General features: G+C 49.4%; 10 protein-coding genes and 2 riboswitches. Of the genes, 2 read left to right on the top strand and 8 right to left on the bottom strand.

Features of this window, described 5'->3' with window-relative positions:
* Positions 1 to 9: 9 nt before the first annotated feature.
* From PGL02S_RS26490 to PGL02S_RS26475, 4 genes are all read right to left on the bottom strand, one after another.
* Positions 10 to 483: a C40 family peptidase gene (locus tag PGL02S_RS26490; RefSeq protein WP_036642931.1), complete on the bottom strand. Its 474-nt coding sequence runs from the start codon at positions 481 to 483 to the stop codon at positions 10 to 12.
* A 4-nt stretch (positions 484 to 487) separates the two neighbouring features.
* Positions 488 to 626, bottom strand: a riboswitch (cyclic di-AMP (ydaO/yuaA leader).
* 400 nt (positions 627 to 1,026) lie between these two features.
* Positions 1,027 to 1,500, bottom strand: a complete 474-nt coding sequence (locus PGL02S_RS26485) for a C40 family peptidase (protein WP_006207479.1) — start codon at positions 1,498 to 1,500, stop codon at positions 1,027 to 1,029.
* Positions 1,501 to 1,504: 4 nt separating this feature from the next.
* Positions 1,505 to 1,643, bottom strand: a riboswitch (cyclic di-AMP (ydaO/yuaA leader).
* A 346-nt stretch (positions 1,644 to 1,989) separates the two neighbouring features.
* A complete protein-coding gene (locus tag PGL02S_RS26480; protein WP_036642899.1) occupies positions 1,990 to 2,817 on the bottom strand; it encodes a hypothetical protein in 828 nt (275 codons plus the stop codon).
* Between the two features lie 11 nt (positions 2,818 to 2,828).
* Positions 2,829 to 4,820: a M1 family metallopeptidase gene (locus PGL02S_RS26475; protein ID WP_036642901.1), complete on the bottom strand. Its 1,992-nt coding sequence runs from the start codon at positions 4,818 to 4,820 to the stop codon at positions 2,829 to 2,831.
* Positions 4,821 to 4,969: 149 nt separating this feature from the next.
* On the opposite strand from PGL02S_RS26475, the gene PGL02S_RS26470 reads away from it, so the two are divergent.
* A complete protein-coding gene (locus tag PGL02S_RS26470; protein ID WP_036642903.1) occupies positions 4,970 to 5,491 on the top strand; it encodes a YwhD family protein in 522 nt (173 codons plus the stop codon).
* 80 nt (positions 5,492 to 5,571) lie between these two features.
* Here the strand turns inward: PGL02S_RS26470 and PGL02S_RS26465 are convergent, their stop codons facing one another.
* The 3 genes from PGL02S_RS26465 to PGL02S_RS26455 form a co-directional block, all read right to left on the bottom strand.
* The gene (locus PGL02S_RS26465) at positions 5,572 to 6,738 is read right to left on the bottom strand and encodes a copper amine oxidase N-terminal domain-containing protein (protein ID WP_036642905.1); all 1,167 of its coding nucleotides are present in this window, start codon (positions 6,736 to 6,738) and stop codon (positions 5,572 to 5,574) included.
* 149 nt (positions 6,739 to 6,887) lie between these two features.
* Positions 6,888 to 9,134: a heavy metal translocating P-type ATPase gene (locus PGL02S_RS26460; RefSeq protein ID WP_036642908.1), complete on the bottom strand. Its 2,247-nt coding sequence runs from the start codon at positions 9,132 to 9,134 to the stop codon at positions 6,888 to 6,890.
* The gene (locus PGL02S_RS26455) at positions 9,135 to 9,518 is read right to left on the bottom strand and encodes an ArsR/SmtB family transcription factor (RefSeq protein WP_006207484.1); all 384 of its coding nucleotides are present in this window, start codon (positions 9,516 to 9,518) and stop codon (positions 9,135 to 9,137) included.
* Positions 9,519 to 9,930: 412 nt separating this feature from the next.
* Here PGL02S_RS26455 and PGL02S_RS26450 point away from each other — a divergent pair, with 412 nt between their 5' ends.
* Positions 9,931 to 10,812 carry a hypothetical protein gene (locus PGL02S_RS26450; RefSeq protein ID WP_036642910.1) on the top strand — a complete coding sequence of 294 codons (882 nt, stop codon included), beginning with the start codon at positions 9,931 to 9,933 and terminating at the stop codon, positions 10,810 to 10,812.
* Positions 10,813 to 10,917: 105 nt separating this feature from the next.
* Here the strand turns inward: PGL02S_RS26450 and PGL02S_RS26445 are convergent, their stop codons facing one another.
* Positions 10,918 to 12,978, bottom strand: coding sequence for a transglycosylase domain-containing protein (locus PGL02S_RS26445; protein WP_036642912.1), 2,061 nt, complete (start codon positions 12,976 to 12,978; stop codon positions 10,918 to 10,920).
* Positions 12,979 to 13,190 lie beyond the last annotated feature (212 nt).

The following is a 13,190-nucleotide window of genomic DNA, read 5'->3' as shown; positions in this document are numbered from 1 at the left end:
CTCTATCATCTAGGATGATGTATCGGCCGATTGTTCATACTTATCATCACTCATGATTCGTTTGGCACCGACGTAACGCTGATCATAGTAATCCTCAGCAAGTCGGTTGATGACGACACCGCGATTCGACGAGGCATGGGCGAACTTGCCATCGCCTACATAAATGCCAACATGGGATATACCGCTCCCCGTTGTGTTGAAGAACACCAAATCGCCAGCCCGCAGATCTTTGCGGGTTATGCTTGTCCCCATATCGAATTGAGAGCCGGATTGATGCGGGAGCTTCAGGCCGAGTTTGGCATACACATACATGGTAAAACCGGAGCAGTCAAATCCGCTCGTGGTTGTACCTCCATAACTATATCTTGTACCCAATACCTTATCAATTTCCTGGTCCAGCGCACTATCGGCAAACACGCTGCCAATGCCTGAAGTGAACAGTAACGTAATACTCAGGGCTGCCGCTGATAACGTCTTCTTCAGCATGAAGAGCTCCTTCCGCTGCCTGCGAGGTTAGCTTGAGGGTTCGGTTGAAGGTCCCCTATGATCCCTTGACAGCAAGATCAATTCACCCGTAAATGGTTCCCCCGCTTCCCATATCCATGGGAATTCGGCAATCGTAATCTATGTATTAAAGCACTTACATTAATGACAAAGTTGTTACTGTACCCATTCTATCAGACAGCAAACAAGCTTGGCAATTATTTCTTGATGACTTTCGCTATTTTTCAATAGCATCAGCTGTCGAAGTGTCAGGTATAATCAATTATTTTCCAATATGCGTTTAATGAAGGCCGGGAAGGGTATATAAAAGGTAAGGATCTTTATGAAGGGCTGCCAATAATGCTGATGAAGTTGTTTCTGAATTAATAAATTTATATTTTTTTTGAAAAGAGGGAACTTTTTCGTTGTCCCAAACGTTATAGAGGTATACACAGTGAACAAAAGAAAAAAGCCGCTGGGTGAGATCGGCACAATCTCAAAACTCCAGGGCTCTCTTATAAGGATAAATCAATAAAGTTCCAATTAGTTGTAGTTTACAGCTACAGATTTGTACGTGCTTTGACTCATCACTCGCTTAGCGCCCACATAGCGCTGTGCGTAATAGCTTTGGCTTAGCGGACTGACAATGACACCGCGAGAAGATGAGGAATGAGCGAACTTTCCACCCCCAACATAAATACCCACATGAGATACACCTTTACCGGATGTGTTAAAGAACACGAGATCGCCAGCTTTCAAATTGCTCTTGGATACTGCCGTACCTACCTTGTATTGAGCGGTAGATGTTCGTGGCAGGCTGAGACCAAGCTTCTTGTAAACATAGGTGGTGAAGCCGGAGCAGTCAAAACCATTTGTTGTGGTTCCACCTGTTTTATAAGATACACCAATGGCTGGTTTGATTGCGGTATTTAATTTGGAATCGGCGAAAGCGCTTCCGGTCCCTAATGTGAGCGCGAGGGCCAGGCCGAGAGAAACGGCCGTTAACTTCTTTTTCAAAACGAAATGCTCCTTCCAATGCCTGCGAGGTTAGCTTAAGGGTTCGGTTGAAGGTCCCCTATGATCCCTCTCTTGCGAGATCAATTCACCCAAAACGGATCCCCCGCTTCCCAATCGATATGGGAATTCGGCTCCTTAAAATGTTGATGAACCCATTCATTGACGTCTGACGTTCCAACATGATTAACGAAATAACATAGTTCCAGCAAAAGTTACAGTAAAGATGACAAAGTTGTTACTAACATATTCGTTATTTTAGCAGAGTATTAACATTTTGGCAAACGAGGAAAGTGTATATTTAAACAAAAAAACCTGTCCCAGTCATGCTGGAACGGGTTTTTTTGTAATTTCGCGCTCTGAAATTTGTAATATGGAGGATAAATGAAATCCTATTTTCTGTAAAAATGGCAGGGATTAAGATCCATGTCGCTTCCGGTTACAGTTTATTCGCGAGCCTGTCGATCATACTATTGTAACGAAATGTAACTTCTAGGAGTGCTGTGAGGATGATGATTTCCACAGATGATACTGGGAGGAAATTACCCAAATTTGGAAAAGTCCATTTAGAAAATAGGAGGCTTGCTGAATAATTAAACCGATCAGTCCTGCCCAGATGAGTGAGGCAGAGCTAAGGAGCAGAAGTATAACAACGGCGGCACCGCCCACGGTTATGGACAGGAGGACTGCCGTGCCCAGATTGTTGAAGAGAGTTAGAATAGAGCTGATCATACCGGAATCACCGATACGGCCAAACTGCATATAGAGCAGGGATATCCGAATCAGATAGGCGTACAGGAACCAGCCTGCCGTATAGGGCAGCGCGTGGAGCAGCAGAGCGGGCTCCTGGATGCCGTTGAGCAGGATCGGGAGAATTTTGGGCACAATCCAGTAGCCGGGAGCAAAGGTGAGGATCAACTCGATCAGATAGAATATCGTCACGGGTTTCCACAGCTTCTGCATCCCCGTGAAGAAGAACAAGCCGCGTTCACCTTGGGCTTCCTGGTGGAGGTTATAGAAGATGCCTGCCCGTATGAGCGGGGTGAGCACCATCCGGATGAGCAGCAATCCAGCCAGAAGCCATCCGTAGGTATGGACCGTATTGCTTAACGTCAGGCTCATCTCTCCCTCGTAGAAGAACAATAGCCGGCTCAGTTCGTTAGGTGCAGAGTCTGGATACCGCATCAGAAGGGGAACGACGGCTGATTTTACAAGTCGGTACAGGCAATATCCCCACAGCAAACGGTATAAGAAGAGCAGAATAGAGACGTATAATTGGTCTTTAACACTGGTCCACCCTTGGCCTGCATAAGTTTTCATGTGCTCCCCCCTCACCATGACAGGCTGCCGAACAGCGTCTCCACGAGTTTGGTAATGCTGAGATTCCAGCGTGTCACCACTTTCGGATCCATTCCTGCCTTCATATAATTATTGATGTGTTTGTTCTCAAGAACCATGGAGTATTTCGGGTCAACCATCGCCCAGGATAGCGGCGAGGTGTAGTCCAGAGTGTAAGTGACTTTACCGTCCTTGCCACTCCAGGTTCGCTCCACGGTCTTGCCGTCCTCGAACGCAAATATGATCGGGACATCGGTTACATCTCCGTCTTTGCTTGTAATCTTGACCGTAGATTCATACTCTGGATTGTCCTGCGTCCCTTTATTTTTGGTTTTGATCAGATCGATTGCGACGTCCGCCATTTGGTTTCCATATACATACTGGTCAAAATAAGACTGCCAGGAGGTTTTGCTTACTTGTTCAACGACCTTCTGGAAGTCGGACGTGGTGGGGTGCTTGAAACGGTATTTCTGGGCATAGGTGTTCAGAATCTTCTCCATCATCCGCGGACCGACCTGCCGTTCTATGCCTTGCAGTACAAGTTTGCCTCTCGTGTAAACGTTCAGTGCATAGTTTTCGTGGGAGCTGTATTTCCAGGAATCCATTTTCAGCGGTGCAGGTGAGGTAATCGACGCTCCTTGAGCTGCGGTGTTGGAGGTAATGCCGTATTCCTTCTCCATCACTCTCTCTTCAGCATAGGTCGCAAAGGCCTCGTCCAGCCAGGCTTCCTCAAACTCGTTATTCGCAATAATCCCGTAAAAATATTGATGGGCGATCTCATGGATGACGGTTCGTTCCAGCTCATACCCCGGTGAATCATTTCTGGCACCGAAGGCAGTTACCAGCGTCGGATACTCCATGCCGCCGGCACCGTTGCCCGATTCAGGCGGCACCACGATGGACAACGTGGAGTATGGATAGGATCCATACCATTTACCAAACGAAGCAAGTGCGGATTTGGCAGCATCGAAGTATCGGTCCTTTAAGTCTTTATGCACAGGATCGAGGTACAGCTTGATGCGGACACCCGGTACACCTGGCGCAGAGAAGGCTTCTTCTGCCGTGACAAAGTTCGGTGATGCTGACCAGGCAAAATCATGGACATCGTCTGCATAGAATTGATAAACCTTCTCGCCATTCGTCTTCTGTGCGGGCTTCGTCGGGAATCCGGTAGCGGCAACAATATAATTTTCGGGAACCCGGATTCGAACGCTGTAGATGCCGAAGTTGGAATAGAACTCGGAGTTGCCGTGATATTGATGGAGGTTCCATCCCTCATCCGTTCTTCCACGAAGACCTGCCGGCTCATAGACTGAAATTTTAGGGAACCATTGGCCAGCCATAATAAAATTCTCGGTGGTGCCCATGCGCGCAAATATTTTGGGAAGCTCGACTTCAAACTCCATATGGATGGTGATGCTTTCCCCACTTTTTATGGGTTTTGGCAATCTTAGTTTGACAAGGCTGTGATCCTTGATATTGCCGTCATCCGGTTGAACGAATTGAAGGCGATGCGTCAAGGCCAGGCCTTCGGTTGTTTTCACGCTGGTAATGGCCATGGAGCCGTATCCGTCATCAGGCATAGGATCAGAACGCAATCTGCCGCCCGATTCCTTCATGAACGTTGTTTCGTTGGATGAAAATGCATTGGGATACAAATGAAAGTACAGCTCAGTTACGCTTTTTTTGCCTGGATGGGTCCAAGTGAGTGTCTGTTTGCCCTTAAGCTTGTTCTCTTCAGGCTCGTACCGAACATCCATGTGATATTCCACTAAACGGTCGCTCAGCGCCGGAGCGGGAACATCAGGCTGCACCTTAGGCGGCGAGAGAGGGGACTTCTCCACGGCGGAGACCGAGGGCTTGCCCGCATTTGGGGCAAGGGCGGACGCTGAGGACCCTGGATTCAGAAATATCGGCATCGATCCTGCAAGCAATCCAAGGGCGAGCAAGGATGATAGAAAGACTTTGGCACGTGGTGGGACCATATCGAACAACCTCCCGTTGACAAGCATCTAGTGCATGTATATGTTTGCTTTTGGGGGATTATTAGTTAAAATAAAATTATTGGGACATGGTTATCAAATTTGGCAGCCGTCACGTAAGGATCGGCTCTGAATATAGGAGGTCGGCAGCAGTGGAGAATGAAGATCAGAAGCAGGGTGCCAAGAAGCAGATTGCTTTGAATATTATTAATAGCAAGAGTAAGCATAAGGGGTTTGGATCAGGCTCCATCGATCTGAATAGTTTGTCTCCTGTCATCATCGACAATGGTGAGGCTCGAGTGGATATTGGAGCGATGCATGCCAAGAGCAAGGTGGAGAAGGGAATTCGTTTCAGCATGAATCGCGATGACGTTCCCAATGGACGCCAGGTGTGGATCGTGTGGGTGGCTGTAGACCGTACTGTGGAAGGTCAGCATTATGCAGGCATGACTGCCTGCGAGATGTGGATAGACCATGAGGCCCGCCGAGGCTGGAAGATCCTCGCGGATCATGTCAATAAAATGGATGCGGCCATGAAACGCAAAATCAATCTGGATGGCCTGGGTGATGTAGAGAAGAAGGCGCTGCGTGAACTGTTGATCTCACGCAACGAAGAATGGTGGAATGCTTCGCCGGACGAGTTCAAGGATGCTCTTCAGACAACGGAATCATGAAATCGGCAAGTTATATGATAAGCCTGACATAATAAAGAACCTGCAGGATTCATAACGAATCCTGCAGGTTTTCTGTTTTTTTAAAAAGGCAGTGTGTAGGTGTGCTTCGCGGTTTTCCCCAAGAAAGGGTTTTTGAAATCGAAACTCAGCTTACCATTGGCATATCCTTTATAAGTCAGCCCGTCACCGAAATAGCCGACTTCATTGGATGGATACTCTTCAATCATGTCCTTGCTATCGGCATCCAGAAGTTCAGGATAGATCAGCTTCGCTGTGCTGCCGGCAGGATGTACGACGTACAGTGTAGCTTGTTTATACGGACGGACGAGCAGGAAGTCTCCCTCAATGGCCTCGATTATAAATTGGTCATCCACGCCTGTAAGCTCAGCGAGATTGTAGGTCTTGACCGTTTTACCCGTTGGATGTACCAGCTCCAGCGTACTGCCATTCATCATCGCGATGTTGCCTTTGTAGCTGAGTTGGTCTCTGCTGTAATTGATCCCGGCAAAATTGGAGTGGCTGGTTTTGGAATCCTTGAGAATTTTGTTGTCTTGAATAAGCACACGGTATCTCTCTTGATGAATATGCGGCTCGCCGTAATCGTTCGTAATATCGGCAACGTAGGTGCTGCTGTTGATTCGATGTGCGCTTATGCTCAGAAGTTCCAGATTCTCAACCGGTAAACGGCCGACTTGGACAGGCGTGGTTCCGGCTTTACCCATCAACAGTGTCCCATAATCGCGGTTGACCCAGAACAGGACATTGCCAACAGCAGTATAGGCATAGCCTCCCTGTGAGCCAAAGGTCGTCGTTAGCCCGGATTTACTGTCATACTTGAGGGGAATGCTGAAACCCTTGGTAATGAGACTGGCTGGAACGTAGGTCACACCTTTTTTTACCACTGGTGCAGCTTCAAGCTTCAGAACGGTGCCCTTGGCATTGACTGCGCGTGACTGTCCAACTGTAATGCGAACAGATTGTTTCGGACTGTTGATATACAGCTCGTTTTTCCCTGGAATCGTAAGCTGCAGATGCAACTGTTCAGAAACTTCCTTCAGCGGTATAAACAATACGCCCTTATTTGTATATGGTTTATGCTTCACATCCAGAGCGCCCCAGGCTTTGCTCTGTGATGTTGAGGCTTCTGCTGCATGGGCAGGTACGGTTATGAGGGATGAAGACGTGAACATTAATGAAAGTGCTAAGGATGCGGTGCCTGCTAATTTAATGAATTGAACGGTTTTCATGAAATTCCTCCTTGGTGGTTATCACTCCCATCTATTTAAACGTCTGGCTAATGGAAAATGTTTCTCTAAATCACGAGTTCATGTAAAAAATGAGAGATAGAAAAAACAAAAACCGGAGCTGCTCCACAAGGGATACAGCTCCGGTATTATTAATATCCTGACTTTAACTCCTTATCCTTGCCCAGCAGGATGGTGAGACCCAGCAAGGTAACGATAATGGTTGCTCCCATGTCCGAGATAATCGCAATCCAAAGTGTCAGCCATCCCGGGATCGTGAGCAGCAGTGCGATGGCTTTCAGCGACAGGGAGAGCCCGATATTCCACTTAATAATCTGATTAACCCGTCTAGCCGTTTTGATGGCCCCGGGCAGCTTCCCAAGGTGATCCTGCATCAGCACCACGTCGGCGGTTTCAATGGCACTGTCGGTTCCTTTGCCCATCGCGATGCCAAGATCGGCCGCCGCCAGCGCAGGGGCATCGTTAATGCCATCACCGACCATGCCGGTTTTTTTACGGGAAGAAAGCTCCCTGACCTTGGCAACCTTTTGTTCCGGCAGCAGGCTTGCGAATACACGGGTAACCCCGGACTGCTTCGCAATGGTTTGTGCGGACTGCTCATGGTCGCCTGTCAGCATGACCGTATCGGTGATACCGGCCTCGTGAAGCTTGCGAACGACAGTCGCAGTCTCCGGCCTGATCTCATCGGCGAGTCCGAATTGACCTAATACGCGCTCCTCGCTTACGGCTGCAACGATGGTGTAGCCTTGGCTCTTCAATCGGCGGATGTCTTCCTCCACGGCGCGGATATGTTCTTGCTGTCCCTGAACATGTCTCAGCACGTCCTCGCTGCCAACCCAGAATAAGTTGCCGCCGATTTCAGCCCGAATCCCTTCGCCCGGCAAAATTGTAATCTGCTGAGGTTCATTAAACATGCACTGCGGCTGCTTGATCTCCAGATGTTTCATGACGGCCTTGGCTAGCGGATGGAGAGAGGACTGCTCCAGTGCGCCGATAACACCATAGAATTTATTCTCATCGTATACCGTTTCCGCATAGACCGCCGGCTCACCCTTGGTCAGCGTTCCTGTCTTGTCAAAAGCGATGGCTTCCAGCCGGCCAAGCTGCTCAAGATGGACCCCGCCTTTGATCAGGATACCGTTGCGTGCTGCACGGGTCATACCGCTGACAAGTGCAATGGGTGAGGAAAGCACGAGTGAACAAGGACACCCCACGATCAGAATGGACAGACCCTGGTAGATCCAGGTCATCCAGGGCTGATTCAGCAATAAGGGTGGAATCAGCGTCACGGCCAACGCAATCAACATGATGGCGGGCGTATAATATTTAGCGAATTTATCAATAAAAAGCTCCGTTGGTGTCTTGCTGTCCTGCGCTTCCTGTACCAGATGCATGATCTTGGCAAGGGAAGAATCCTCGTAGGCCTTCGAAATCGCGATGTAAAGCACACCATCGGTGCTTACACTGCCACCGTAGACAGCATCGCCTTCCCGTTTCGTTACAGGCACGGATTCTCCCGTAATGGCAGCCTCGTTGACAGCGCCGGTTCCTTGGGATATGGCACCGTCGGAAGGAATTTTCTCGCCTGGTCTTACCCGGACCACATCACCGGGAGAGAGGCTTGTGATCGGTACCAGCTTGGCCTGACCGTCTTTCCACAGCTCGGCTTCCTTCGGTGCCGCGGCCAGCAGCGCCTCCATCGATTGCCGGGCCCGATTCATGCCGTAGCCTTCCAGTAGCTCGTTAAGGCCGAACAGAATGGCAACCAGCGTGGCTTCCCGCCATTCCCCAATAATGACAGCACCAATGAGTGCAACGGTCATCAGGGTGTCCATATTGAATTTGAAGCGGGTCAGGTTGCGCAGCCCGCGCAAGAACGTTGTATATCCGCTCAGAATCATGGCACCTGCATACAATGCGATTACAACCGGCTCGGCAACGTTACCTTCCAATATAAAGGTCAGCAGATAAAAAACAGCCGAGATGGTTAGCAGCCACTTCATTTTTCCATCGCCGCCATGACTTTGCTCATGAGCATGACCGTGGTCATGCCCATGTGACGGTTGATGCTGATGGGATGAAGGGTCATGAGTGTCCGCATCAGCATCCGAAGAGGCTGATAGGGGGGCATGAACGATACGGGCGCCGTCACTTTTCAGAATGGTCTCTACCTGGTATAGATCCACATGGGGGGAGAGGATCAGCTTCCCGCTGTTGTAACTCAGGCGGGCGTTGTCCCCGTGGTCCAGCTTCTGGATCCCTTCCTGCATCTCACGTGTGCAGTTGGGACAAGAGAGGCCTTGAACCCGATATTCAATAAGTGGGCTGTTACTTGCGCCAGGAGATGATTTGGAAAGCTGCGGATGGTTCGCGCTCATCTACATCTTCTCCTTCTGATGCTCCAGCGTCATATGAAGCAATGTCCGGATATGATCGTCTTTAAGGGAATAGTATACATTTTTCCCGGCTTTGCGGGACTTGGCGATATCTTTGTTCTTCAGCGTGCGCAGATGATGGGAGGCTGTTGCCGTAGAGCTTCCAAGCACCTCAGCCACATCGCAGACACATAGCTCGCCACCTCGATCCAGCATATAGGCCACTTTAACTCGTGTGGGGTCTGCCAAGGCCTTGAAGATCTCCGCCATGCCGCTCATGTCATCGTCAGAGATCGTGTCTTTTAACAAGGCAACCCTTTCAGTGGAAGGACATTCTATTTCGCACAGCTCAAGAGAGACTTCTTCGTTCATGGTTCGGGCATTCATAAAAAACAACCTCCTTGAATGAGGAGCAATAAGTGCTCTTTACTTTATATATTCAAACGTTTATTTGATTGTTAATCATAATATACCCGATTTCCACACTATATTCAAACGAATGTTTGATTGTTCACGAGTGCTTCACAGTCTAAGAATAAATCTGCAAGCTCTATAGTATGAACAACTGCAGCAGTTAGGTGCATCGTCTTTTTTCAGAAAATCCTTCCATTTCATTACAGGCCAACTTATACTATTAGCAAAAAGATGTAAATTCACACAAGAAGTTAACCTGCGGCCCAGCGCTACATAAACTCATCACATCTTAAGCGGGCTAGGCCATCGTTTCGACTCGAATGTGTACATAATCGAATACCTATCCTTCTATTTGCGGATGTGTATAAACAGGGGAGGCAGGAGTATGACTTGTCCAATATGTCGATATGAAACGGGAGAGGGGAAGTATTGCAAGAAGTGTGGGGCAAGGCTGATTATCGAGGAGTCACCCGTTTTTGCTGCCATGAAAGAGCAAGCGGCGGCATCGGAAGTATACAGCATCAATAGAACAAGCGTAAGCAGCAAAGGGGATAGACCTCAGACGAACCAAGGAGAGCCCGCACTGCCTGTGTATACCCCGCCCGACATTCCATTTCAAACGGCAGGTCGGCAGCATGGGGAAGAGGCAGAAGAGGAACCGAATCCTTATTGGACCAGCTTGAAATTGTATGGACAGCTCTATGGGGAATACTTTCTTAAGGGGATCAAACATCCGTTCAGCGCGGCTGTCGCCACAGACAGCAGTCAGTTCTTAAACGCGATGGTATCCATGCTGCTGTATGTTCTGCTGCTTCCGCTCACGATATATGCAACGCTTCACCATGAACTGCAGGGTTTGCCTGCGGGGGCCTTTGCCGAGCTTGTCGTTAAGCCTGTCATTTGGATCGCATTATTTATGTTCCTGTTGAATGTTTTTACTTACGCTGCGGTCAAGCTGTCGTTTAACCCGGCCGTGAAGCTCAAGGAAGTGATGGCCAGGTTCGGCACTTTGCTGACACTATTCCTTATGCTCTATGTTGTCAGCCTACTGTTCCTGTTCCTGAATGGAGATATATCGAAAGTGATCATCCTTCTTTCCTTCATTAGCACCCTGATGACCGTACCGCTATTGGTCATGACTAGCTATAAGAGAAGAATGGTTGGCGGTTTGGATCCACTGTACGCGATTCTGCTGGTTTATGTCGCAGTGATGCTCGTGATCGTCATACTGGGCAACTCCATGATCGGATATATCACGGGCTTTTAACGGGTTGTATTTACATATGCAATAAATGAAAAACAGCAGGCTTTTCTCTCGGGATTACCGGGATAGAGCCTGCTGTTTTTTTGGGGCATGGCGTTGTTTCTGGTGTTACTCAACCCACCATCGTTTAAAATCCTGCCACCAGGAACGTTCCTCCTGTTTCTCGGCAGCATCTGCAGGGTTGGCTTTCTTCGGGGCCTCTCCACTGCCGTGCTCGCCACAATATTCGGTAGGCTCCGTACCCTTCACGAATACCTCCAGAATTTTATCGGGACAATCAGAGCCTGCAAGCTTGCCTGTCGTCGGATCGATATACGCGCTGATGACGTCATCCGGGATCGGAAAAATCTTGGGCGGCACGTTCTCCAGTGCGGTCTCCGTATACTGTGCAAAAATAGGGGCTGCCCGCCGTCCGTCAATTTTGCTGATTTCCCGTCCCTTGTCATATCCAACCCATACCGCGGTAGACAGCTCCGGGGTATACCCGACAAGCCAGGCATCGGAGTCGGTTGTACCCGTCTTCCCGGCGACCGGTCGCTTCATTAGAGTAGAGACGCGGTTACCCGTTCCTCCGGTCTCGAATACGCCCTCCATCATGCGTGTCATCACATAAGCTGCCGAGGGCTCAACAATTTGTTCCCCCGCAGCTTCCGGAGCTGTATATAAGCTGCGGCCAGCCGCATCGGTAATGCTCAGTACGGCGACCGGTGAGACCCGAGTACCGTTATTAGCCATGACAGCGTAGGCGGAGGCCATCTCCAAAGGGCTGACAGGCGAGGTGCCCAGAGCAAGGGAAGGGACAGGCTCCAGCGGGCTTGTGATGCCCATTTTTTTCGCCATGTCAGCGACTTTGTCCGGTCCAATCTGCATGATGGTGTTCACAGCATATATATTGTCCGAAGCGGCGATGGCTTCCCGCATCGGAATTTCCCCTAGATACTTATCGCCAAAGTTGCTGGGCTGGTAGGTTTTGCGATTGTTATCATAATGAAATAGGGTCGGCTGGCTGTTAAACACGCTGGTGCTTGTCATCTCTTTGGATGCAATGGCGGTTAAATACATGATGGGCTTAAAAGCCGATCCAGGCTGCCTTGTTTTAGCCAGCGCATGGTTGTATTGATTCTCGCGATAGTTCTTGCCGCCAACCATGGCTTTGATATGGCCGGTCCGCGGGTCGATGGATACGAGTGCCGTCTCCAGCTCGCTCTTGCTGTCCATGCCCTCCGCTACGGCCTCTTCCGCAGCCTTTTGTGCCTGAGGATCCAGGGTCGTATAAATGTTAAGACCGCCTTGTTCGAGCTGCTTCTCCGTCATGTTGAGCTGCTTGGTGACAAGACCGCGGACGTAGTCGCGAAAGTAGGAAGCAATCACCTTGTTCTCCTGTCGGTCCTGGGGCAGCAAGGCGAGCTTGGCTGTGGCTGCTTTATCGGCTTCGGTCTCCGTAATAAATCCGGTCTCCGCCATGGCGTTCAGGACGATATGCTGTCTTTTGACTGCATTGTCCATATGATTGTAGGGTGAGTAATACGTTGGCCCTTTTGGAATGCCGGCAAGCAGGGCGCTTTCGGCCAAGGTCAGTTTTTTTGCAGATTTGCCAAAGTACAGTTGTGACGCCGACTCGATGCCATAAGCACCGTGGCCGTAATAAATCTCGTTCAGGTACATTTCGAGTATCTGATCTTTGGTATATTTCATCTCAAGCTGGGCGGTGAATTTGGCCTCCTTGAGTTTGCGTGTCCATGTTTTCTCATGAGATAGGTATAAGTTTCGTGCGAGCTGTTGGGTTAATGTGCTTGCTCCCTGTTTGCGATCCATATGCTGCAGGTTCACCAGGACGGCCCTGGCCATGCCTTTTACATCAAACCCCGGATGATCGTAGAACTTCCGGTCCTCTACCGCCAAAGTTGCCTGGACCAGAAGGGGAGATATATCAGCCAGGTTTACCTGCTCGGATGTGTGTCCCGTAGTAGAGAAGGTGGCGATCAAATCTCCCTGACTGTCGAGCAGACGCGAGTAGCGGGATGTTTCCGCGACGGGCAGCGGCGTTATAAATAAATAGGCGAGCAGAATGCCGCCGGCGATGATGGATAGGCCAAGGAGCACAAACAGAAATGTAGCAAGCCGGACGAAACGACGTTTGCGCTTGGGTGATTTTTTTTGTCCCGGCATGGGGGGTCTCCTTCCAGTCCTTTTTGTAAGGTTTGAGAGCAGAGGATGCCAAGGTTGAAAAGATGAGTTTACATTCTCCTTGGCCGTCTTCCTTTTCTATACAGTATGGGGCTGGAAAGGGCAGGATATTCATATGACACGACCAGGATATGGTCTTGATTTTAATGCGCAGGAACTTTTGGTTGCAATTTGGGCTTGATTTAATATAATCT

Source organism: Paenibacillus glucanolyticus NBRC 15330 (assembly GCF_004000885.1).
GTDB classification, from domain to species: Bacteria; Bacillota; Bacilli; order Paenibacillales; family Paenibacillaceae; genus Paenibacillus_AQ; species Paenibacillus_AQ glucanolyticus.
This window is presented reverse-complemented; position numbering and strand designations above follow the sequence as displayed.

What these genes read in the sequence shown, in the direction of transcription:
- PGL02S_RS26465 (WP_036642905.1), bottom strand. Translation starts at nt 6,738, where the DNA reads ATGAAAACCGTTCAATTCATTAAATTAGCAGGCACCGCATCCTTAGCA.
- PGL02S_RS26475 (WP_036642901.1), bottom strand. Translation starts at nt 4,820, where the DNA reads ATGGTCCCACCACGTGCCAAAGTCTTTCTATCATCCTTGCTCGCCCTT.
- PGL02S_RS26455 (WP_006207484.1), bottom strand. Translation starts at nt 9,518, where the DNA reads ATGAATGCCCGAACCATGAACGAAGAAGTCTCTCTTGAGCTGTGCGAA.
- PGL02S_RS26450 (WP_036642910.1), top strand. Translation starts at nt 9,931, where the DNA reads ATGACTTGTCCAATATGTCGATATGAAACGGGAGAGGGGAAGTATTGC.
- PGL02S_RS26480 (WP_036642899.1), bottom strand. Translation starts at nt 2,817, where the DNA reads ATGAAAACTTATGCAGGCCAAGGGTGGACCAGTGTTAAAGACCAATTA.
- PGL02S_RS26460 (WP_036642908.1), bottom strand. Translation starts at nt 9,134, where the DNA reads ATGAGCGCGAACCATCCGCAGCTTTCCAAATCATCTCCTGGCGCAAGT.
- PGL02S_RS26445 (WP_036642912.1), bottom strand. Translation starts at nt 12,978, where the DNA reads ATGCCGGGACAAAAAAAATCACCCAAGCGCAAACGTCGTTTCGTCCGG.